The organism is Actinobacillus porcitonsillarum (genome assembly GCF_003101015.1).
Lineage (GTDB): Bacteria > Pseudomonadota > Gammaproteobacteria > Enterobacterales > Pasteurellaceae > Haemophilus_A > Haemophilus_A porcitonsillarum.
This window is the reverse complement of record NZ_CP029206.1, coordinates 716364-736371: the sequence shown is the minus strand read 5'-3', so window position 1 is coordinate 736371 and position 20008 is coordinate 716364. Positions and strand designations below refer to the sequence as shown.

At 40.0% G+C, this 20008-nt stretch carries 16 protein-coding genes and 2 tRNA genes; 10 read left to right on the top strand and 8 right to left on the bottom strand.

All coding sequences use genetic code 11. The annotated features are described in order from the left end of the window. Positions 1 to 132 precede the first annotated feature (132 nt). The 4 genes from torC to DDU33_RS03740 all read left to right on the top strand — a co-directional run bounded on the left by torC (position 133) and on the right by DDU33_RS03740 (position 5523). Positions 133 to 1311 (top strand): pentaheme c-type cytochrome TorC, encoded by a 1179-nt coding sequence (torC, locus tag DDU33_RS03755; RefSeq protein WP_108923248.1) that lies wholly within the window; start codon positions 133 to 135, stop codon positions 1309 to 1311. Positions 1312 to 1326: 15 nt separating this feature from the next. Further along, complete coding sequence (torA, locus tag DDU33_RS03750) at positions 1327 to 3792, top strand: trimethylamine-N-oxide reductase TorA (protein ID WP_108923246.1); 2466 nt, start codon at positions 1327 to 1329, stop codon at positions 3790 to 3792. Further along, positions 3792 to 4379 (top strand): molecular chaperone TorD, encoded by a 588-nt coding sequence (gene torD, locus DDU33_RS03745; protein ID WP_108923244.1) that lies wholly within the window; start codon positions 3792 to 3794, stop codon positions 4377 to 4379. The genes torA and torD overlap by 1 nt, the downstream gene beginning before the upstream one ends. Before the next feature lie 154 nt (positions 4380 to 4533). Then, positions 4534 to 5523 carry a 2-hydroxyacid dehydrogenase gene (locus DDU33_RS03740; protein ID WP_108923242.1) on the top strand — a complete coding sequence of 330 codons (990 nt, stop codon included), beginning with the start codon at positions 4534 to 4536 and terminating at the stop codon, positions 5521 to 5523. A 101-nt stretch (positions 5524 to 5624) separates the two neighbouring features. Here the strand turns inward: DDU33_RS03740 and DDU33_RS03735 are convergent, their stop codons facing one another. Then, complete coding sequence (locus DDU33_RS03735) at positions 5625 to 6731, bottom strand: anhydro-N-acetylmuramic acid kinase (RefSeq protein WP_108923240.1); 1107 nt, start codon at positions 6729 to 6731, stop codon at positions 5625 to 5627. 251 nt (positions 6732 to 6982) lie between these two features. Here DDU33_RS03735 and DDU33_RS03730 point away from each other — a divergent pair, with 251 nt between their 5' ends. The 3 genes from DDU33_RS03730 to pdxY all read left to right on the top strand — a co-directional run bounded on the left by DDU33_RS03730 (position 6983) and on the right by pdxY (position 11603). Beyond that, positions 6983 to 8782: an assimilatory sulfite reductase (NADPH) flavoprotein subunit gene (locus DDU33_RS03730; protein WP_108923238.1), complete on the top strand. Its 1800-nt coding sequence runs from the start codon at positions 6983 to 6985 to the stop codon at positions 8780 to 8782. Between the two features lie 28 nt (positions 8783 to 8810). Next, entirely contained in the window at positions 8811 to 10589 is a 1779-nt protein-coding gene (gene cysI / locus DDU33_RS03725) for an assimilatory sulfite reductase (NADPH) hemoprotein subunit (RefSeq protein WP_108923236.1), read from the top strand. Between the two features lie 150 nt (positions 10590 to 10739). Beyond that, the gene (pdxY, locus tag DDU33_RS03720; protein WP_005819001.1) at positions 10740 to 11603 is read left to right on the top strand and encodes a pyridoxal kinase PdxY; all 864 of its coding nucleotides are present in this window, start codon (positions 10740 to 10742) and stop codon (positions 11601 to 11603) included. Between the two features lie 174 nt (positions 11604 to 11777). On the opposite strand, the gene DDU33_RS03715 is transcribed toward pdxY, so the two are convergent. After that, positions 11778 to 12635: a glycosyltransferase family 8 protein gene (locus tag DDU33_RS03715; protein ID WP_108923234.1), complete on the bottom strand. Its 858-nt coding sequence runs from the start codon at positions 12633 to 12635 to the stop codon at positions 11778 to 11780. A gap of 81 nt (positions 12636 to 12716) precedes the next feature. Further along, positions 12717 to 14000 carry a glutamate-1-semialdehyde 2,1-aminomutase gene (gene hemL / locus DDU33_RS03710; protein WP_108923232.1) on the bottom strand — a complete coding sequence of 428 codons (1284 nt, stop codon included), beginning with the start codon at positions 13998 to 14000 and terminating at the stop codon, positions 12717 to 12719. A gap of 254 nt (positions 14001 to 14254) precedes the next feature. Here hemL and wecA point away from each other — a divergent pair, with 254 nt between their 5' ends. The 3 genes from wecA to DDU33_RS03695 all read left to right on the top strand — a co-directional run bounded on the left by wecA (position 14255) and on the right by DDU33_RS03695 (position 17397). Further along, positions 14255 to 15319, top strand: a complete 1065-nt coding sequence (gene wecA / locus DDU33_RS03705; protein WP_005819007.1) for a UDP-N-acetylglucosamine--undecaprenyl-phosphate N-acetylglucosaminephosphotransferase — start codon at positions 14255 to 14257, stop codon at positions 15317 to 15319. A gap of 12 nt (positions 15320 to 15331) precedes the next feature. After that, positions 15332 to 16102 carry a hypothetical protein gene (locus DDU33_RS03700; protein ID WP_108923230.1) on the top strand — a complete coding sequence of 257 codons (771 nt, stop codon included), beginning with the start codon at positions 15332 to 15334 and terminating at the stop codon, positions 16100 to 16102. 86 nt (positions 16103 to 16188) lie between these two features. After that, entirely contained in the window at positions 16189 to 17397 is a 1209-nt protein-coding gene (locus DDU33_RS03695; RefSeq protein WP_108923228.1) for an aromatic amino acid transporter, read from the top strand. 61 nt (positions 17398 to 17458) lie between these two features. Here DDU33_RS03695 and DDU33_RS03690 read toward each other — a convergent pair whose 3' ends face one another. The 5 genes from DDU33_RS03690 to citC all read right to left on the bottom strand — a co-directional run bounded on the left by DDU33_RS03690 (position 17459) and on the right by citC (position 19984). After that, positions 17459 to 17752 carry a YfcZ/YiiS family protein gene (locus DDU33_RS03690; protein WP_108923226.1) on the bottom strand — a complete coding sequence of 98 codons (294 nt, stop codon included), beginning with the start codon at positions 17750 to 17752 and terminating at the stop codon, positions 17459 to 17461. A gap of 143 nt (positions 17753 to 17895) precedes the next feature. Then, a tRNA-Gly gene (locus DDU33_RS03685) sits at positions 17896 to 17971 on the bottom strand. Positions 17972 to 17982: 11 nt separating this feature from the next. Then, positions 17983 to 18069, bottom strand: a tRNA-Leu gene (locus tag DDU33_RS03680). A 164-nt stretch (positions 18070 to 18233) separates the two neighbouring features. Next, the gene (locus DDU33_RS03675) at positions 18234 to 18908 is read right to left on the bottom strand and encodes a phosphoglycolate phosphatase (RefSeq protein WP_108925231.1); all 675 of its coding nucleotides are present in this window, start codon (positions 18906 to 18908) and stop codon (positions 18234 to 18236) included. Between the two features lie 20 nt (positions 18909 to 18928). After that, the gene (gene citC, locus DDU33_RS03670) at positions 18929 to 19984 is read right to left on the bottom strand and encodes a [citrate (pro-3S)-lyase] ligase (RefSeq protein ID WP_167390536.1); all 1056 of its coding nucleotides are present in this window, start codon (positions 19982 to 19984) and stop codon (positions 18929 to 18931) included. Between the last annotated feature and the right edge of the window lie 24 nt (positions 19985 to 20008).

Genomic DNA, 20008 nt, shown 5'->3' with positions numbered 1-20008 from the left:
TTTTTACTAAAAAATCCCCATTCTCTCCCTCCTCTACCTATTGCCGGTTAGTTCTTTGACTTAAGTCAAATGTATAGTTGTACATCGTATAGTATATTTCCTACTCATTTAATTATTATTGTGGGGTCATATATGAAATTATATTGTTCAATTAAGAACTTTTTTACCAAACCCTCAGCAAAATGGGGATTAGGTACCATACTGGTTGGAGGGATGATTGCTGGTGTGATTGGATGGCAATCATTTAATACGGTTTTAGATAAAACCAGTACAGAAGAATTTTGTGTGAGTTGTCATTCAATGAAACAACCTTTAGAAGAATTAAAGAAAACCGTTCATTGGGCAAATACCTCTGGCGTCTCTGCCACTTGTTCTGATTGCCATTTACCGCACGATACCATTGGTAAATATGCTCGCAAAATTGAGGCCGCTCGTGAAGTATGGGCAGAAATGACAGGGAAATATGATGAAGAAGGGGCTTTTGAAAAACACCGCTTAGAAATGGCTGAACGTGAATGGGCTCGCTTTGCTAAAGATGGTTCAAAACAATGTAAAGCTTGCCACGACTATGCTCGCATGGACTTTGATAAGATGTCGGAAAAAGCACGTAAAGCGATGTTACCGGCTAAAGAAAAAAATCAAAGTTGTGTAGATTGTCATAAAGGTATTGCACACCATTTACCAAAACAAGATGAAGGTAATGGTAAAAAATCTAAATTTGAAAATTTAGTCGTAAAATCATTATCTGATAACAAAACTTACTATACAAAAGGAAATGTTGAGCTGTTCAGTGATGAAACGATGAACAACACTATTGGACATTTAGAAACTGCTGTTCCGGTTATGTTTGTAAAATCAGGCACCAATGCAGATTTAGTTGAACTTTCTATGTGGCGTAAAGATAAAGGATTTGGGCGGATTTGGTATGATGACTTTGGTAAAAACATTACTAATGCGGTTTTAAACAAAGAATTTATGGCAACCAAACCACTATTTGAAGTATTAGAACGCAAAGAAGATCCTATTACTGGTTTAACCTGGCAGAAAGTAAAAATGCAAGCTTGGATCGCAAAATCAAACCTCATTGAAGATTTAAATGCAGTTTGGGCAAACGCAGAAAGTATCTATAAAACACAATGTAGTACTTGCCACAGACAACCTGATGTTGCTCACTTTGACTCAAATAGCTGGATTGGTCTATTCAATGGTATGGTTGGTTTTACTAACATTGATAAGCAAACAGGAAAAGAAGTGCTACGTTATTTACAAATGCACTCATCAGATTTTGAAAAACATTCAGAAAGTAAATAAGGAAAGGAATAGACTATGCAACAATCTCGCCGTCAATTTTTAAAAAATATGTCAATTATGGCTGGTGCTTTTGCCGTACCTAATTTCCTTGTTCCACAAAAAGCATTAGCTAATCAAAATGTCAGTGAGTGGAAAATTTCAGGATCACATTGGGGGGCTATTCGCGCCAAAATCGTTAATGGACGAGTCTCTGAAATTAAGCCATTTGAATATGATAAATACCCAACAGAGATGATTAATGGTATCAAAGGTCTTATTTATAGCGAAGCTCGTATTCGTTATCCAATGGTGCGATTAGACTGGCTTAAAAATCGTCAAAATAGCGATAAAACACAACGTGGTGATAACCGATTTGTACGTGTTACTTGGGATGAAGCCCTTGATCTTTTTTATGAAGAACTAGAACGTATCCAAAAAGACTACGGCCCTTGGGCCCTACATACAGGGAATGTAGGCTGGCGTTCTACCGGTCAATTCCATAGCTGCGGCAACCATATGATTAGAGCAATAGGAATGCACGGGCGTAGTGTCAGTACGGCTGGTGACTATTCAACCGGTGCTGGACAAACAATTCTACCTTATGTACTTGGTTCAACCGAAGTTTATTCTCAAGGTACATCTTGGGAAATTATCTTGAAAGAGAGCCAAAATATCATTTTCTGGGCTAGCGATCCGGTAAAAAACTTGCAAGTAGGTTGGAACTGTGAAACGCATGAGGCATATGCTTATTTAGAGCAACTTAAACAAAAAGTGGCTGAAAAAGCGATTAATGTTATTTCAATCGATCCCGTAAAAAGTAAAACACAAAATTATCTAGGCTGCGAACAACTTTATATCAATCCTCAAAGTGATGTCGCATTTATGCTTGCTCTGGCGCATACCCTTTATACAGAAAACTTGTATGATAAACAATTTATTGATATGTACACCGTTGGCTTTGAGAAGTTTGTACCTTATTTAATGGGTGAAACAGAAGACAAAATTGCCAAAACGCCGGAATGGGCAGAAAAGATCTGTGGTATTTCAAGTAAAAAAATTCAAGAATTTGCCCGCTTGTTAGCAGGAAAACGGACACAATTAATTTTTGGTTGGGCAATTCAACGCCAACAACACGGTGAACAGCCTTATTGGATGGGTGCTGTTCTTGCTGCAATGCTAGGACAAATTGGTTTACCTGGAGGCGGTATTAGCTATGCTCACCATTATAGTTCTATTGGTATTCCAGAATCTGGCGCAGCAATGCCTGGCGCATTCCCTTTAAATCTTGATGAAGGAAAAAAACCAAAATACGACAATAGCGACTATAAAGGTTATAGTGCGGTAATTCCTGTTGCGAGAGCCTCAGATTCACTACTCCACGCAGGAGAAACCATTAACTTTAATGGGCAAAAAGTAGTATATGCACCATATAAAATGGCAATTTTTACGGGATGTAACCAATGGCATCGCCATTCCGAACGTAATAAAATGAAGCAAGCATTCCAAAAATTAGAAACTGTCGTGTCTATCAATTATAGCTGGACTGCGACTTGCCGTTTTTCTGATATCGTATTACCTGCTTGTACGCCATTTGAACGTAATGATATTGACGCTTATGGTTCTTATAGCAACCGAGGCGTAATTGCAATGCAGAAACTCGTTGATCCACTTTACCAATCTCGCACCGACTTTGAAATCTTCAAAGAGCTTTGTCGCCGTTTTGGACGAGATCAGGAATACAGTCGAGAAATGGATGAAATGCAATGGGTACAAAAACTTTATAACGATTGCCGTAATGAAAATAAAGGTAAATTTGAAATGCCTGAATTTAATGAGTTTTGGCAAAAAGGTTATGTTTTATTCCCTGAAGGTAAACCTTGGGTTCGCCATGCTGATTTTCGTGAGGATCCTGAGTTACATGCGTTAGGCACACCATCCGGCTTCATTGAGATCTTTAGCAATAAAATTGCGAGTTATGGCTATGATGATTGTAAAGGTCATCCAATGTGGTTTGAGAAAGTTGAACGCTCTCACGGCGGTCCGAAATCAGACAAATTTGCTTTCTGGTTACAATCTGTTCACCCAGATAAACGTTTACATTCACAGCTTTGCGAATCAAAAGAGCTACGTGAAACATACACTGTACAAGGGCGAGAACCGCTATACATTAATCCGAAAGATGCAGAAAAACTTAGCATTAAAGATGGTGATTTAGTACGTGTTTATAATGACCGCGGGCAAGCCATTGTCGGCGCGGCGATCTCAGATAATTTCCCAACAGGTATTGTTCGTTTACAAGAAGGTGCTTGGTATTCTCCTTTAGATGAACAAATTGGAGCAATTGATACCTACGGAGATCCAAATACGATGACGCTTGATATCGGTTCATCTAGCCTTGCTCAAGCTGTTTCAGCAAATACGTGTTTAGTCAATGTTGAAAAATTTGTGGGTAATGCTCCAGAACCAAATGGATTTACAGGCCCAATAGAGGTAAGTATCTAATGACACTAAACTTAACCAACGAAGAGCGTATCTTTATTTATGATTGGTTTCGTAATTTGCTTGGGCAAGAACTCTCTGACAAGCAATTACAAGATTTACAGGCAGGAAAATTTGAGCCCTTTTTGAGCTTTATGACAGAATTAGGTTTTGCAAATTACACTGCAAAATTTAGACAGGAATTGACCGCTTGTATGCTGTATCAACATCCTCGTTTAGAGCTTGCAGCCGACTATGCTCAATTATTTTTACTTGATGGGCAAAATAGTGCATTACCATACGCTTCCGCTTATTTAGAAGGGGATTTTTTGGATCAACATTTGGCTGAAATGGATGGTTACCTCCAACAGTTTAAGCTAGGAATCAATAAGGTAAAAAATGAACCTGCAGATCATCTCTGCGTTTATCTTGAGGTGTTGATAAAACTGATTGAAACAAATTCACTTAGTCAAAGCATATTCATTAAAGAAAACCTGCTTAGTTGGTTACCGAGCTTACATGAAAAAACAAATAAGGTAAAAACGCAAAGGCAATTATATCAAACACTTTTAGAATGGCTTGTCGCTTTTCTTAAGACAGAAATAAGATAAACTTGCCTCTTAAAATAATCAAAGCGGTCGTAAATGTTTTAAAATTTACGACCGCTTGTTACTTAGATAAATACAATAGCCAAAGCCTGCTATATTTTTTAGCTTAAAGGCGTACAATATACCTTATTATTTTACTAGGAAATGGAGCTGTACTATGAAAGTCGCTGTATATAGCACGAAAAACTACGACCGCAAACACCTTGAAATCGCAAACCAAAAATTTGGTTTCGAACTCGAATTCTTCGATTTCTTATTAAGTGAAAAAACCGTCAAAATGGCAGAAGGTGCTGAGGCGGTCTGTATTTTTGTTAATGATGACGGTAGCCGAGCGGTCTTAGAAAAACTGGCAAAAATTGGCGTAAAAACTATCGCTTTACGTTGCGCCGGGTTCAATAATGTGGATTTAGACGCCGCTAAAGAATTGGGGTTAAATGTCGTTCGTGTGCCGGCTTATTCGCCTGAAGCGGTAGCAGAACACGCCGTGGGTTTAATGCTCACGCTTAACCGCCGTATTCATAAAGCCTACCAACGTACGCGTGATGCCAATTTCTCGCTCGAAGGTTTAACCGGCTTTAATATGTACGGTAAAACGGCTGGGATTATCGGGACGGGTAAAATCGGTATCGCCACTATGCGTATTTTAAAAGGCTTTGGCATGGAATTATTGGCATACGATCCGTTTAAAAATCCACAAGTGGAGGAATTAGGCGGTCAATATGTGAGCTTAGATGAACTTTACGCTCGTTCACACGTAATCAGCCTTCATTGCCCGGCAACGCCAGAAAACTATCACTTACTCAACGAAACCGCATTTAATAAAATGCGTGATGGCGTGATGATCATCAACACCAGCCGTGGTGCGTTAATTGACAGCCAAGCCGCAATCGAAGCATTGAAACGCCAAAAAATCGGTGCCTTAGGTATGGATGTGTATGAAAATGAGCGTGATCTTTTCTTTGAAGATAAATCTAACGATGTGATTACCGATGATGTTTTCCGCCGTTTATCTTCTTGCCATAATGTGCTCTTTACCGGACACCAAGCATTTTTGACCGAAGAAGCGTTAAACAATATCTCCGATGTGACACTTTCTAACATTTTAGAAATTGAACAGACAGGAAAATGCGGGAATAGCGTGCTTTAATTTCTTTGGGGCTGAGAATTAGAGTGGCAAAGCCACTCAACTATGCGTAACCTAGTACGCATTTTGCGTGCTAGGTATAAAATTGAATTTTCATCTTGTACCTACTTGGGAAAAATCACGCCTAAACTGACCGCTTGTGTTGCTCCGGTTACACTCGGTAAATTGCTTGGAAGGTTATTCGTCCGTTGATAAGCCAACCACGCAAAGGCTGCTGCTTCAACATAATCAATATCTAAACCGTATTCGGTTGTGGTAGCCACTTGCCAATCGGAAAGAAGCGTTTGGAAGCGTGCCATTAGTAACGGATTTCTTGCCCCGCCACCACAAACCAACAAGACTTTTTTATCTGCCGTTTGGAGTTTTTGCAGCTCATTTACTACGCTTTGTACGGTAAATTCAGCAAGAGTTCGCTGAACATCTTCCGCTTTAAACGGAGGGAATGCCGCCAATTTTTGTGCCAACCAATTTAAGTTGAATAACTCTCGCCCTGTGCTTTTTGGCGGCGGCAAAGTGAAGAATGGTTCATCAAGGAGCTGTGCCAATAACTCAGGTTGTAACTGACCGCTTTTTGCCCATTCGGCATCTTTATCAAAACGTTGCTGTTGATGTTGTTCGATCCAAACGTCCATCAAGGCATTGCCCACACCAACATCGTAGCCAATCGTAGCTTGGTGTGGAGCAAGGACAGAAATGTTACTGATCCCACCGATATTAAGCACCACCGTCAATTGATCTTCTTTGGCAAAAATCGCTTGATGAAACGCCGGCACTAAAGGCGCACCTTGCCCGCCCACCGCCATATCTTTACGGCGAAAATCACCAATGGTCGTAATGCCTGTTTTGGCTGCCACGATATTCATATCGCCAATTTGCATCGTAAAAGGGAAAGGACTATTCGGCGAATGCCAAACAGTTTGCCCATGGCAACCTATCGCCTGAATTTGGCTGGGTTTTAATTTCTGCTTGGCAAGAAAATGATTTACCACATCGGCATACAATAACCCCAAACGATGGTCCAGTTCCCCAAGTTTTTGTAAACTGCTTTCCCCTGTTTTGAGCAATTGGGAAAGGTCGGTGCGTAAATCTTCCGGCATTGGGACAAAATCTGCGGCAACCAATTTAGGGCTTTGCGTAAAATCGATAAGGGCTAAATCCACCCCATCTAGGCTCGTGCCGGACATCATGCCGAGATACAAATTTGACTGCATAGTGTTTAAATCCTGATAACCATATCTAGACTGCATTTTGGCACACTTATTTAAAAGAACAAAATCTTCTCTGATATTCCTGAATGATCTAAAAAAGGAAGAATTCCCCTCTCGCTTCTCCTCAAATTTGATCCATTTCGGTTTTTCACTTTTTTTATTCCAATTTTATCTAAAACATATTCTCTTATTATTTTTACGTTATAAAAAATCCCTTTATAAATAGCGCATTCAGATTTTTTGAGGGAGTGATTATGAGTATTGAACAAAGCGGCACGCTTCCGTTATCGGTTGATGTGGTACAAGCGGTTGAAAAACTAGATAAATTGCAATTAGCCTGGTTATCGGGCTATACGTGGGCAAAAGCGCAAGGTGCAAGCGGTCAAATTTCGGCAACATTTAGCGAAAATACATTAACAACTGCCGCAGTGGAACCAGTAAAAGTAACGGTGTTATCGGCTTCGCAAACCGGCAATGCTAAAGGCGTTGCAGCAAAACTCACTGCGCGCTTACAAGCCGAGGGCGTTCAAGCTACGCATCACTCTCTTGGCGATTACAAGGCCAAACAAATTGCCGATGAACAATTCGTCTTGTTAGTGAGCTCAACGCAAGGCGAGGGCGAAGCACCGGAAGAAGGCGTGGTGCTACTCAAATTATTAAATGGTAAAAAAGCGCCAAAATTAGACCGCTTGCAATTTGCGGTACTTGGCTTGGGCGATAGCTCTTATCCTAATTTCTGCCAAGCCGGAAAAGATTTTGACCAGCGTTTTGAAGTACTTGGTGGAAGCCGATTACTGCCACGAGCAGATGCTGATTTAGATTTTAAAGCGGTTGCAGACCAGTGGATTGAAGAGGTCGTGGCAATCGTCAAACAGAAAAATAGCCAGCCTCAAGCCAGTGCCTCGTCTGTTTCAACCTCAACGGAAACCGTAGCGACAAGCGTTTATCATAAAGACAATCCTTTCCCTGCCCCTTTATTGACTAATCAGCGCATTACCGATTTAACTGCGGAAAAAGATGTTCGCCATTTAGAATTTGATTTAAGCGGCTCAGGGCTACGCTACCAAGCAGGCGATGTATTAGGTGTTTGGTTTGAAAACGATCCGGCTTTAGTTGAAGAAATCTTCGCAGCCTTATCGCTCAATGGCGATGAAGAAGTTAGCCTGAATGGTGAATTACTGAATTTGCGCAGCGCATTACAAAGCCGATTGGAATTAACGCAAAACACCCAAGCCTTAGTCAAAGGCTATGCAGCGTTAATCAATAATGCAGAATTAAACCAACTCGTTGCCGATCCGCAACAATTGCAAAATTTCACAGAAAATACACCGCTTGTTGATCTCTTTAACCGCTTCCCTTCTGCGATCAGTGCTACGGATTTAGTGGCATTATTACGTCCACTCACACCTCGCTTGTACTCGATTTCATCTAGCCCGGCAGAAGTAGGCGAAGAAGTCCATTTAAGCGTTGGTGTCGTACGTTATGAACATAACGGTAAAGCCAGAGCCGGTGGGGCTTCAAGCTATTTAGCCGATCGTGTTGGCGAAGATGAAACCGTCCGTGTTTTCATTGAACATAACAATAACTTCCGTCTACCAAGCGATCCTCAAAAACCGATCATTATGATTGGCTCCGGCACAGGAATTGCACCTTTCCGAGCATTCGTTCAACAACGTGCGGCAGATGAAGCGGAAGGCAAAAACTGGCTGATTTTTGGCAATCAACATTTTACTAAAGATTTCTTATATCAAACCGAGTGGCAACAATTCCAAAAAGACGGCTATTTACATAAATATAGTTTTGCGTGGTCTCGTGACCAAGCCGAAAAAATTTATGTGCAAGATAAAATTCGTGAAGAAGCTGAAGCCATTTGGCAATGGCTACAAGACGGTGCTTATATTTATGTTTGCGGCGATGCCTCACGTATGGCAAAAGATGTGGATAAAGCCCTGCTTGATGTGATTGAACAGCAAGGTGGTTTTAGCCGAGAAGAAGCCGAAGAATATGTTGATCATTTGCGTGAAGAAAAACGTTATCAACGTGATGTGTATTAAAAAGTATTAACGAAGTGTGGGAAACATTATGACAGACAGCAACAAAAAGAAAGGATTGGAATGGCAAGAAAAACCGCTTTCCGATAACGAACGTTTAAAAAATGAGAGTAATTTCTTACGAGGCACCATTTTAGATGACCTCAAAGATGGTTTAACAGGCGGCTTTAAAGGCGATAATTTTCAGCTTATCCGCTTCCACGGTATGTATGAACAAGACGACCGAGATATTCGTGCAACTCGCTTAGATGAAAAACTTGAACCGCTCAAGTTTATGCTATTACGTTGCCGTTTACCGGGTGGGATTATCAAGCCTTATCAGTGGATTGAAATTGATAAATTTGCCCGTGAAAACACCTATTACCGTTCTATTCGTTTGACCAATCGTCAAACATTCCAATATCACGGCGTGCCAAAAACCAAGCTACAAGATATGCACCGCTTGTTACATAAAATCGGTTTGGACTCCATTGCGACTGCCGCAGATATGAACCGTAATGTGCTGTGTACTTCAAACCCGATTGAAAGCGAATTACACCAAGAGGCGTATGAATGGGCGAAGAAAATTTCCGAACATTTGCTCCCTCGCACAAGCGGTTACTTAGATGTTTGGATTGAAGGCAAAAAAGTAACCAGCTCCGATGATGTATTAGATAAAGAACAAGAACCGATTTTAGGTAAAACCTACCTGCCTCGTAAGTATAAAACAACCGTTTCGATCCCACCTTTAAACGATGTGGATGTTTACGGTAATGATATGAACTTTGTTGCTATTAAAGATGAAAACGGAAAATTGGCTGGTTTTAACGTCTTGGTCGGTGGTGGGCTTTCTATGGAGCACGGCAACACTGCTACTTACCCGAATATCTCGTTAGAACTCGGTTACATACCGTTAAGTTACACTTTACAGGCAGCAGAAGCGGTCGTTACCACACAGCGTAATTTTGGTAACCGTGCGGATCGTAAAAACGCCCGTACTCGTTACACTATTCAAAATATGGGGCTAGACGGATTTAGAGCAGAAGTCGAACGCCGTATGGGTATTCCGTTTGAACCTATTAGACCTTTTAAATTTACCGAACTAGGCGACCGCTTAGGATGGGTAAAAGGTATAGATAATAAGTGGCACTTAACACTCTATGTTGAAAGTGGACGCTTAACCGACAACGATCCTCAAAAACCGCTACTAACAGGAATGCTTGAGATTGCCAAAGTGCATCAGGGCGATTTCCGCATTACCGCGAACCAAAATATTATTATTGCAGGCGTGCCGGAAGATCAAAAAGAAACCATTGAACAATTAGCACGCCAATATGGATTACTTGAGCCGATTAGTAAACAACGTGAGTATTCCATGTCGTGTGTTTCTTTCCCAACTTGCCCATTGGCAATGGCGGAAGCAGAACGTGTTTTACCCGACTTTACCGTTGAAATGGAAAAACTGTTAGCCAAACACAACATTCCAAATGAGTATATCATTACTCGTATTACAGGCTGTCCAAATGGCTGTGGACGAGCAATGTTGGCTGAAATCGGCTTAGTCGGTAAAGCCATTGGTCGCTATAACTTGCATATTGGTGGCGACAGACCGGGTTATCGTATTCCACGTTTATATCAAGAAAACCGTACCCTTAGCGAAATTTTGGAGGAATTAGACCGCTTAATCGGACGCTGGGCAACCGAACGGGAAGCTAATGAAGCCTTTGGCGATTTTGTGATCCGCGCCGGCATTGTGATACCTGTTGTGAATGCCCCTGTGGACTTCTGGGATGCCAGCAAAGCGATTATTCCAACACAACAAATCAGTTAGAATAAATAAAGGGTTCAGACATGATATCTGGACCCTTATCATTTCTTTCATAGAATAGCAGAAATTTCTTTTAAGTGGTGTGATATCATATCGGTCTGATAAACACAAACTGATTAAAGTATAAATATAGATTTTAAAGGGGTTCCGTATATGAAAAATGTGTTATCTATTCAATCTCATGTTGTCTACGGCTATGCTGGTAATAAAGCCGCAACCTTTCCTATGCAATTACTAGGTATTGATGTTTGGGCACTCAACACCGTACAATTTTCTAACCATACACAATACGGTCAATGGAAAGGTATGGTTATACCTAAAGAACAAATTAGTGAAATTACCCAAGGAATTGATAATATTAAAGTCCTACATGAATGTGATGCCGTACTTTCAGGTTATATTGGTGCAGCGGAACAAGGAGCAGAAATTTTAGCGTGTGTTGAACGTATTAAATCCGTTAATCCCAAAGCAATTTATTTTTGTGATCCCGTCATGGGTCATCCAGATAAAGGATGTATCGTCGCACCAGGAGTCGCTGAATTTCTACGTGATCAAGCGATGGCAAAAGCAGATATACTTTCCCCAAATTTAGTTGAGTTACGAGAACTGACCGGATTAGACATCGAAAATTTTGAACAAGCGATTGAAGCGATTAAATTTATCCGTGCTAAAGGCGTTAAGCGTGTTTTAGTAAAACATTTAAGCAAGGTAGGACAAAATCCTTCTCAGTTTGAAATGGTATTAGCGAATCAAGATGGTATTTGGCATATTAGTCGTCCCCTACATAAGTTTTTAGGAAAAGATCCGGTAGGTGTCGGCGATTTAACAAGTAGCCTATTCCTAGCAAATTTACTCAATGGTAAATCAGATTTAGAAGCTTTCGAACATACTGCCAATGCGGTAAATGATGTAATGAGTGTAACTCAGCAAAGCGGAAAATACGAACTACAAATTATTAAAGCTCGTTCATTAATTGTTGAGCCACAAAGTCAATATAAAGCTGTAAAAATTAGCTAAATAATAAAACTACTCTGAATAAGTTTTATCTGGTTCTAAGCTATAAAGAAATAAGGCATAATAAGAAAAGTTGTTACTAATATTTAGTTCCTCCAAATATTAGTAACAATAATTCTAAACTTTAGAAGTTTTATAAACTCATAATGTAAGTAAAGTTCAAAAAACTCTCATTTATCATACAAAAAACTCTTGGTGGTGTTTTTTAATTTCTTCCCAAGAGAGTTGATAATAGAACCAATATTTTTCTCGTAACAAAACAAAATATTCATTATTCAGCCAAGGTTTATATTTTGAAGTATAGTGAATTATTTTAGGTTGGACTTCTTTAGCCTGCTTCTGATATTTTTCCAAAATTTCTTCATTCGATAAATTTTTATTTACAGGAAGAGAACCATACATAACACCTGTTTGATAATTATATACATTACTCAAAATCTCCCATTTATTCTTTAAAAGAATATTTAATATATCTTGGTCCCCATAAATCACTTTAGGATATGCCTTTGTTGTTTGAATTAAATGCTCAAATAAATCATATTCTTGCCATAACTTATTATTAATTAATAATACTCCACTATTAAAATACGGTTTCATTTCGGGAAATTCCATATAGCAATGTTTAGTATGACTAATATACATATCTTCTACAGCAAAAGCATATTTCTCATTAAAATCCGAAAAATACATTTCTTCAATATTTCCATCTACAACAATATCACTATCTAAATAAAGTATTCTCTCTTCTGGTATCTTAGGAATTAAATAACGATAAAAAGAGGCTTGAGTAATGTGTTTTTGGAGTATTGAATCAAATTCAAATGAATCCAATATGGTAGCAGGGATAATTTCAGCATCTAACTTAACTAAATGTTTATTGAGTGCATCAAACCACTCATCAGGATAATCTTGCTGAATGAGATAAAAGCGGACATTTTTATGATGATAGCAAACGGATTTAATTAGCGTAATGACTTGCTCCGCATAATTCCTATCTGCAGCTAAAGCGATGTTTATTACTTGTTTGTTTATCATAAATTATCTCACCTCCTGATTCAAATAAATAGGAAAAATCTGCACCCTAGAGCACAGATTTTTCAGTTTAACAAATTATATTTATTTTAATTTAGCAAATGCTCGATCTGCCGCTTCAAGCGTTGCTTGAATATCTGCCTCGGAATGAGCAAGCGACATAAAGCCAGCTTCAAATGCAGATGGTGCAAGGTAAACACCTTCTTCAAGCATTAGGTGGAAGAAGCGGTTGAATTTCGCGGCATCACACTTCATCACATCTTGGAAGTTATTGATTTCCGCTTGTTCAGTAAAGAATAAACCAAACATACCGCCAACATATTGGACAGTCAGAGGCACGCCGTGTTTATTTGCCAATGCTTTGAAACCTTCTGCCAATGTTTTGGTTTGTGCAGCCAGTTTTTCTTCATTGCCCGCTTTTGAAAGTTCGGTTAAGCACGCTAACCCTGCCGCCATAGCAATCGGGTTGCCTGATAATGTGCCGGCTTGATACACCGGACCGGTTGGGGCAATAAATTCCATAATCTCTTTTTTACCACCAAATGCACCAACCGGCATACCGCCACCAATGATTTTACCGAGCGTGGTTAAATCAGGGGTTACACCATAATATGCTTGTGCACCGCCTAAAGCCACACGGAAGCCTGTCATCACTTCATCAATAATAAAGACTGTGCCATATTGCGTACAGAGTTCACGTAAACCTTGTAAGAAACCATCTTTTGGCGGAATACAGTTCATATTACCGGCAACCGGTTCAACAATAAGGCAAGCAATCTCATTTGGATATTGTTCAAATGCTTCTCTTACGGAGTCTAAATCATTATAGGTGCAAGTAAGCGTATGTTTGGCGAAATCTGCCGGCACGCCCGGGCCAGACGGCTGTCCTAAGGTTAAAGCCCCAGAGCCGGCTTTTACTAATAAAGAGTCGGAATGACCGTGGTAACAACCTTCAAATTTAATGATCTTATCACGACCGGTATAACCTCGTGCTAAACGGATTGCCGACATTGTCGCTTCTGTGCCGGAACTAACCATTCGCACCAATTCAATTGACGGCACTAATTTACACACAAGTTCTGCAAGGGTAATTTCACTTTCTGTTGGTGCACCAAAACTTAAACCGTTTGGCACCGCTTTTAATACGGCATCAATAATCGCTGGGTGATTATGCCCGAGCACCATCGGCCCCCAAGATCCTACATAGTCAATATAACGTTTACCATCGCTATCGGTAATGTAAGCTCCTTCGGCTTTTTCAATAAATACCGGTGTACCACCGACCCCTTTAAATGCACGAACCGGGGAATTTACCCCACCAGGGATGACTTTTTGTGCTTTTTCAAAGAGTTGTTCTGATTTTGACATTGTTGTTTCCTTTGCGAAATTTTGACGAAATTTGACCGCTATTTTACTGGAAAACCAGCTTAAAAAGAAATGGATATATAAACAGAGATTATAGATAGGCTTAATGAAAACTAAGAGGGTCTGTTATCAGCCCTACCATGTACAACTTTTCAAATAACAAGCGGTCATTTTTTAGAAAAATTTTTCAAGATCTCCGCCTTTTATGCTATGCTTCACGCAATTTTATCGTCTCACTTTTTTTGAGGAAAACGTCTATGTGGCTTACCTTTTTAGCCGTTATTTTGGTTTCCTTTGCCTCACTGATTTTTATGCGCCCTGTCGCAGAAAAAATTGGTTTGGTAGATAAACCAAACTTTCGTAAACGTCATCAAGGATTGATTCCACTCATTGGGGGGATTGCATTATTCTTGGGCAATCTTACCTTCTATCTCTTCCAATATGACATTATGCCATTGCCGGGGTTATATTTGCTCTCGGTAACCATTTTGTTGATTATTGGGGTATTAGATGACCGTTTCGACATTAGCCCGGCATTGCGTGCTGGTATTCAAGCAGTACTTGCCGGTGCGATGATTTACAGCGGTTTAGAATTAGAAAGCCTCGGGCAAATCATTGCCCCCTTTAGTATTAAACTTGGCTTTTTAAGCTTGCTCTTTACCGTATTCATTACGATTGGGGTAATCAACGCCTTTAATATGGTGGACGGTATTGATGGCTTGCTGGCAGGGCTTTCTAGCGTGAGTTTCGCTGGTGTCGGCGCATTAATGTGGATCAATGGCGAACATGCGATTGCCTACTGGTGTTTAGCTATCATTCTTACCTTGTTACCTTATGCACTCTTTAACCTTAGTGTGTTTGGTGCGAAGTGGAAAGTATTTATGGGAGATTCCGGCAGTACCCTGATTGGTTTTACCATTATTTGGATGCTCTTACTCAGCACCCAAGGACAAGGACATGCCATTAGCCCTATTACCGGTTTATGGTTGATTGCGGTTCCTCTCATTGATATGGTTGCGGTTATTTTCCGCCGCTTGAAAAAAGGTAAAAGTCCGTTCAGACCGGACCGCTTGCACTTACATCATTTGTTAATGCGAGCGGGGCTAACCTCTCGTCAAGCATTGGCGGTGATTACATTCTGGGCGGCCATTTGTGCCACAATTGGCGTATTAGGTGAGATCTATTATTGGAGTCAATCCGCCATGGTACTTGGCTTTATTGCCCTCTTTTTTCTTTATGCTTACTCGATTGTCCGCGCATGGAAAATCACGCGATTTGTTCGTCGCATGAAACGCCGTGCAAGAAAACAACAAAAAATTTAAAAGGTCAAAATTATGTTTCGTAAACTTTTCGCTACAATTTTAGTTACTGCGGTGGGCGCAGGTGTGGGTTTTGCCAGTGCAAAATTTCAACCGACACAATGGCAGGCCTCTGCACAATTTGAACAACCACGAATTGCTGAATTAGGTAACTATTTTTCTCTTTTCTCTACATACCATTTAATCAGTGGCGATGCTACGGCTGCCGATATGAGCAAAATGGAAGCTAAAGCAGCTGAAGCAAGTTATGCTGAATTTAAGAAAAATATTCAATCTCAAGAGAAATTAACTCAATTTTTAGCCACATCAGATATTGTGAAAGTACAAGCTAAGATCGAAGGGCTCTCTGATCAAGCCGCTGCACAACAATTTAGTAAACACTTCCAATTTGTGGCAGGAAACAACCAACCTGATGTACTCACTTTAAACTCTTTTAGTACCCAAGAAGCTGAAAAATTATTTGGGGAATATTTACGTTATGTAAATACTCAAACTAAAGATACATTAAACAATGATTTGGTAGCAAAATGGAAGTCTTTATTCCAACAAGTCAAATCTGCCGCAGATGCCAAATTAGATGTAAGCTGGGAAAATAAACTTAAAATGATGACATCAGTACAACCGCTTGACGATAAATTGGTTGCCTTCCATTTCGTTAAAGTACCCGCTGTTACCGCAGCCCCAAAACCTTACGTGGAATGGGCATTATTTGGCGCTGGCGCAGGCTTCATTTTAGGCTTACTGTTAGTTCTGATTCTCGGTTCATCACGTAAACCACAAGACTAACGCTTTTATTTACTCTTTTTGCGGTCGTTTTTGCTATTTTCTTATCAAAAACGACCGCTTGTTTTTCTTTCATATTAGGAGAACACATGAAAAAACAACCTTCCCTTTTTGGAGGCGCATGCATTATTGCCGGTGTATGTGTGGGGGCTGGAATGTTAGGACTACCCGCTTCTGGTGCCAGTGCTTGGACAATTTGGACGATCATTGCGATTACCTTTACCATGCTCGTCATGACTTTTTCAGGCTGGCTTTTGCTTGATGTTTATAAAGACTATGATCTACGAGCTTCTTTTAATACCGTCACGCAAAATATTCTTGGCAATAAAATGAATGTTATCAACAACATTGCCGTCTATTTCGTGGGTGGTATTCTTTTGTACGCCTATATTACGGCTTCCGGTGGTATTCTTGAAAATCTCACACATTCATGGATTGATTTAGGCGAATTCGGCTCCCGCATTTGGTCGATTATTTTCGTTGGATGCTTTTCGTTCTTTGTTTGGCATTCCACGCGTTTAGTCGATCGCATTTCCGTGATATTGATTCTCTTTATGGCGATTTCGTTTGTGCTTAGCATCTCTGGCTTGATCACAAACCTGAATGTTAGCTATCTTTTTGATACACAGAATATGGCTGACACAGACTATGCGAAGTATGTTCTTGCTGTTTTCCCTGTTGCCCTAACCTCTTTCGGTTATCATCACTCGGTCTCTTCCATGCGAGCCTATTATGGCAATGAAAAACAAGCCAAATATGCGATTTCAATTGGGACATTTATTGCCTTAGTGCTTTATCTTTTATGGGTTATCAGTATTTTTGGCGTATTGCCTCGAGAAAAATTCGGACCAATCATCGCAAGTAATAGCGAATTGGATGTTTTACTGGATAGCATTGGCAACATTTTAGAAACGAGCTATATCAAACAAATGCTCAATGCGTTTTCTATTGCCGCCATTCTTTCTTCTTTTATTGGTGTAGGCTTGGGAACCTTTGATTTCCTTGCTGACTTTTTCAAATTTGATGACAATAAAGTCGGACGAACAAAAGCTTGGGCGGTTACTTTTCTCCCACCGCTCTTTTTCTCATTACTCTCGCCACTTGGCTTTTTAAAAGCAATAGGCTATGCCGGTGCGGTTGCAACACTCTGGACGTGTATGACCCCTGCACTCTTAGCCTATAAAACTCGCCGAGGAAACCGCTTCTTAATTGCGATAGTCTTCTTCTTTGGCGTATGTACTGCGCTTTTCCATTTTCTAGCCATGTGGAATATGTTACCTGTTTTTACAACGCCGTAATCACTGAGCAGACAAAATAGCCCCTGACATCAAACTTGATTCAGGGGATATTAACGCTTGGTTATCTTACTGCCATTTGGAATAATATCACTTCAGCCTGACAACTAAATTCAATCCACATCTTCATTAAAAATCCATCTGCAAGCGGTTGAATTTCACTACGAATTTGACAAGGCTCCGTTTCCACCGATTTTGCTTTTTCTGTAAAAAACTCGACCGCTTGTTCTGCCTGCATTTGGGTATCGTAAACGGCTTCAAACGCAAGAGATCTTTCTGCATTATCCAACATTGAACTCCCTTTTAATTTACACATATTATGGGCTTCATCTGCTTTTTGTTGTAATGTTTTGCTCATATATTTTTCCTGCCAAAAAATCATTTTGGGCTATTTTACGCTTTTCTACGTCTAAAGGTAATCAGTTAGAAAGAAAATAAGAAAGAGAGAGGAAATTTTAGGTATAAAAAAAGCACCTCATGGTGCTATCATTATATTTAGAATGGAGCGGGAAACGAGGCTCGAACTCGCGACCCCGACCTTGGCAAGGTCGTGCTCTACCAACTGAGCTATTCCCGCGTTTTCTAAAATGGTGCCCGAGGCCAGACTTGAACTGGCACGCCCCGAAAGGCGAGGGATTTTAAATCCCTTGCGTCTACCGATTCCGCCACTCGGGCACTTTTCAGTGCTTGGTTAGTATCGCTAACCAACGAGGTGCATTATAGAGAAATTAGAAATGAAGTCAAACATATTTTCTCATTTTTTTATTGTTTGGATAAATAAAAAACGATTATTTTATTTTTTAAACAAAATGCACCTCAAAATGCTTTCTAACCCCGTTTTATTTGGCGGATTCTATAATGTTAAGCACCTCTGCAAAATCAGAAATCACAAAGGTTGGGTGAGATTGCTCAATCGGAACATTATAGTTATAACCATAAGTTAAACCCGCTACATCGCAACCGGCAGCTTGAGAAGCAAGAACATCATTTTCTGAATCGCCGACAAAAAGCAATTCACTTGGTTGAATACCGAATTTCTCGCAAATAAATAACATAGGATCAGGGAACGGCTTAATTCTTGGTAAAGATTGTCCGCCTAAAGTTTCGCTAAACAGATGATAAATACCGAACGAAGATAACACCGGCTCCACTAATTTAGTCGGTTTATTGGTAATAACCACTAATGTAAAGCCCTTAGCTTTTAACGCTTCTAACGTCTCTTTCACATTAGGGTAAAGTTGGCTCTCTTCACACACATAAGTCGCATAAAACTTATCAAAGCTCACGCGCATTTGAACCAATTTCTCTGCGTCAAACACCTTACCGGTATAAGCAATCGCATTTTGGAAGAAAATATCTGCACCTTTACCAATCCAAGTCAGCACTTTTTCTTGGGTAGTCGTTGGTAATCCGTGTTCTAAAAACATCGAATTTACCACTAAAGTCAGATCCGGTAAGGTATTTACTAAGGTTCCATCTAAATCAAAACCAATCACTTTATATTTTGAATTCATCATTTACCTATCCTTATTGTTTAATAGTGAATAACATTATCGCTTTGTTGAATACGTGTGATAATCGGCTGAGCTTCAGGGCTGCAAAAAAACTGATAGCTGGTTGGCGGTAACATTGCTTCTACCCGCTCAAAATCATTCTCTTTAATCGCCTGCCGTACCGCAGAAGCGCTAATAATTTGTTGTGAATTTGCCTTACGGGGCACAACGATACACTCAATTCCCTGCATCGGGAGTTGCGTTTGCATAATTTGGTTATAAAGGTGCGTTACACGACTAAACGGCTCATCTCCCACATAGCGGCGTTGAATACCCAAGGCTTTGGCTATATGCCCAAAAATTTGTAAATCTAACATCGCATTACTTTCAATGACCGCATTATCATTTTCTTGAAAGTAACTCGGGAAAGTCGCCGAGCTAATAATATAAGAACCGCTTTCATGGCAATATACATTCGGTAAATGCGCAACCCCTTCTTGTACAAGTTTTTTACGCACCTGAAACGGCACGAGGCTTTTATCTTCACTCACAATAAAAAGATGCACAATATCGTTTTCTGCGGCAGCCTTTTCAACTAAATACTGATGACCGAGCGTAAACGGGTTGGCATTCATTACCAATGCCGCCACTCGCTGCCCTGCTTGCGGTATTGGCGAACAAGCGGTTAAATTTTTCAAATAATTGGCAAAACCTGAACGCTGATTTTCCATAAACACAATCTGATTTTCGATACGAGCAATTTCGTAAAAACTCAATGTTTGGAAAAATTTTGCAGACTCACATTTGGTGTAAAGAAAAATATGCGGATTGCCTCGCTCAAATTGTTCATTGATGAGATGGGTTACAATCATATTCATCAAGCCTTCGCCTTGATGTTTTTTTGAAACCGCTAAACAACGCAAGCTATTGGCAAAACAGCTTCCTGTGGCAATAATCTCATCATTCTCATCGTACATTGCACAGGTATAATCTAAATTTTTATCGCGGCGAATCCCCTCTTGTTCAAGCAAGTCATCAATGGCTTGATAAGCCTTTTTATCTGAGGCAAATACTTTGCCAATGGCATAAGACATCATTTCTCCTAAATCATGAAAAGAAGC

What these genes read in the sequence shown, in the direction of transcription:
- torC (WP_108923248.1), top strand. Translation starts at nt 133, where the DNA reads ATGAAATTATATTGTTCAATTAAGAACTTTTTTACCAAACCCTCAGCA.
- torA (WP_108923246.1), top strand. Translation starts at nt 1,327, where the DNA reads ATGCAACAATCTCGCCGTCAATTTTTAAAAAATATGTCAATTATGGCT.
- torD (WP_108923244.1), top strand. Translation starts at nt 3,792, where the DNA reads ATGACACTAAACTTAACCAACGAAGAGCGTATCTTTATTTATGATTGG.
- DDU33_RS03740 (WP_108923242.1), top strand. Translation starts at nt 4,534, where the DNA reads ATGAAAGTCGCTGTATATAGCACGAAAAACTACGACCGCAAACACCTT.
- DDU33_RS03735 (WP_108923240.1), bottom strand. Translation starts at nt 6,731, where the DNA reads ATGCAGTCAAATTTGTATCTCGGCATGATGTCCGGCACGAGCCTAGAT.
- DDU33_RS03730 (WP_108923238.1), top strand. Translation starts at nt 6,983, where the DNA reads ATGAGTATTGAACAAAGCGGCACGCTTCCGTTATCGGTTGATGTGGTA.
- cysI (WP_108923236.1), top strand. Translation starts at nt 8,811, where the DNA reads ATGACAGACAGCAACAAAAAGAAAGGATTGGAATGGCAAGAAAAACCG.
- pdxY (WP_005819001.1), top strand. Translation starts at nt 10,740, where the DNA reads ATGAAAAATGTGTTATCTATTCAATCTCATGTTGTCTACGGCTATGCT.
- DDU33_RS03715 (WP_108923234.1), bottom strand. Translation starts at nt 12,635, where the DNA reads ATGATAAACAAACAAGTAATAAACATCGCTTTAGCTGCAGATAGGAAT.
- hemL (WP_108923232.1), bottom strand. Translation starts at nt 14,000, where the DNA reads ATGTCAAAATCAGAACAACTCTTTGAAAAAGCACAAAAAGTCATCCCT.
- wecA (WP_005819007.1), top strand. Translation starts at nt 14,255, where the DNA reads ATGTGGCTTACCTTTTTAGCCGTTATTTTGGTTTCCTTTGCCTCACTG.
- DDU33_RS03700 (WP_108923230.1), top strand. Translation starts at nt 15,332, where the DNA reads ATGTTTCGTAAACTTTTCGCTACAATTTTAGTTACTGCGGTGGGCGCA.
- DDU33_RS03695 (WP_108923228.1), top strand. Translation starts at nt 16,189, where the DNA reads ATGAAAAAACAACCTTCCCTTTTTGGAGGCGCATGCATTATTGCCGGT.
- DDU33_RS03690 (WP_108923226.1), bottom strand. Translation starts at nt 17,752, where the DNA reads ATGAGCAAAACATTACAACAAAAAGCAGATGAAGCCCATAATATGTGT.
- DDU33_RS03675 (WP_108925231.1), bottom strand. Translation starts at nt 18,908, where the DNA reads ATGAATTCAAAATATAAAGTGATTGGTTTTGATTTAGATGGAACCTTA.
- citC (WP_167390536.1), bottom strand. Translation starts at nt 19,984, where the DNA reads ATGATGTCTTATGCCATTGGCAAAGTATTTGCCTCAGATAAAAAGGCT.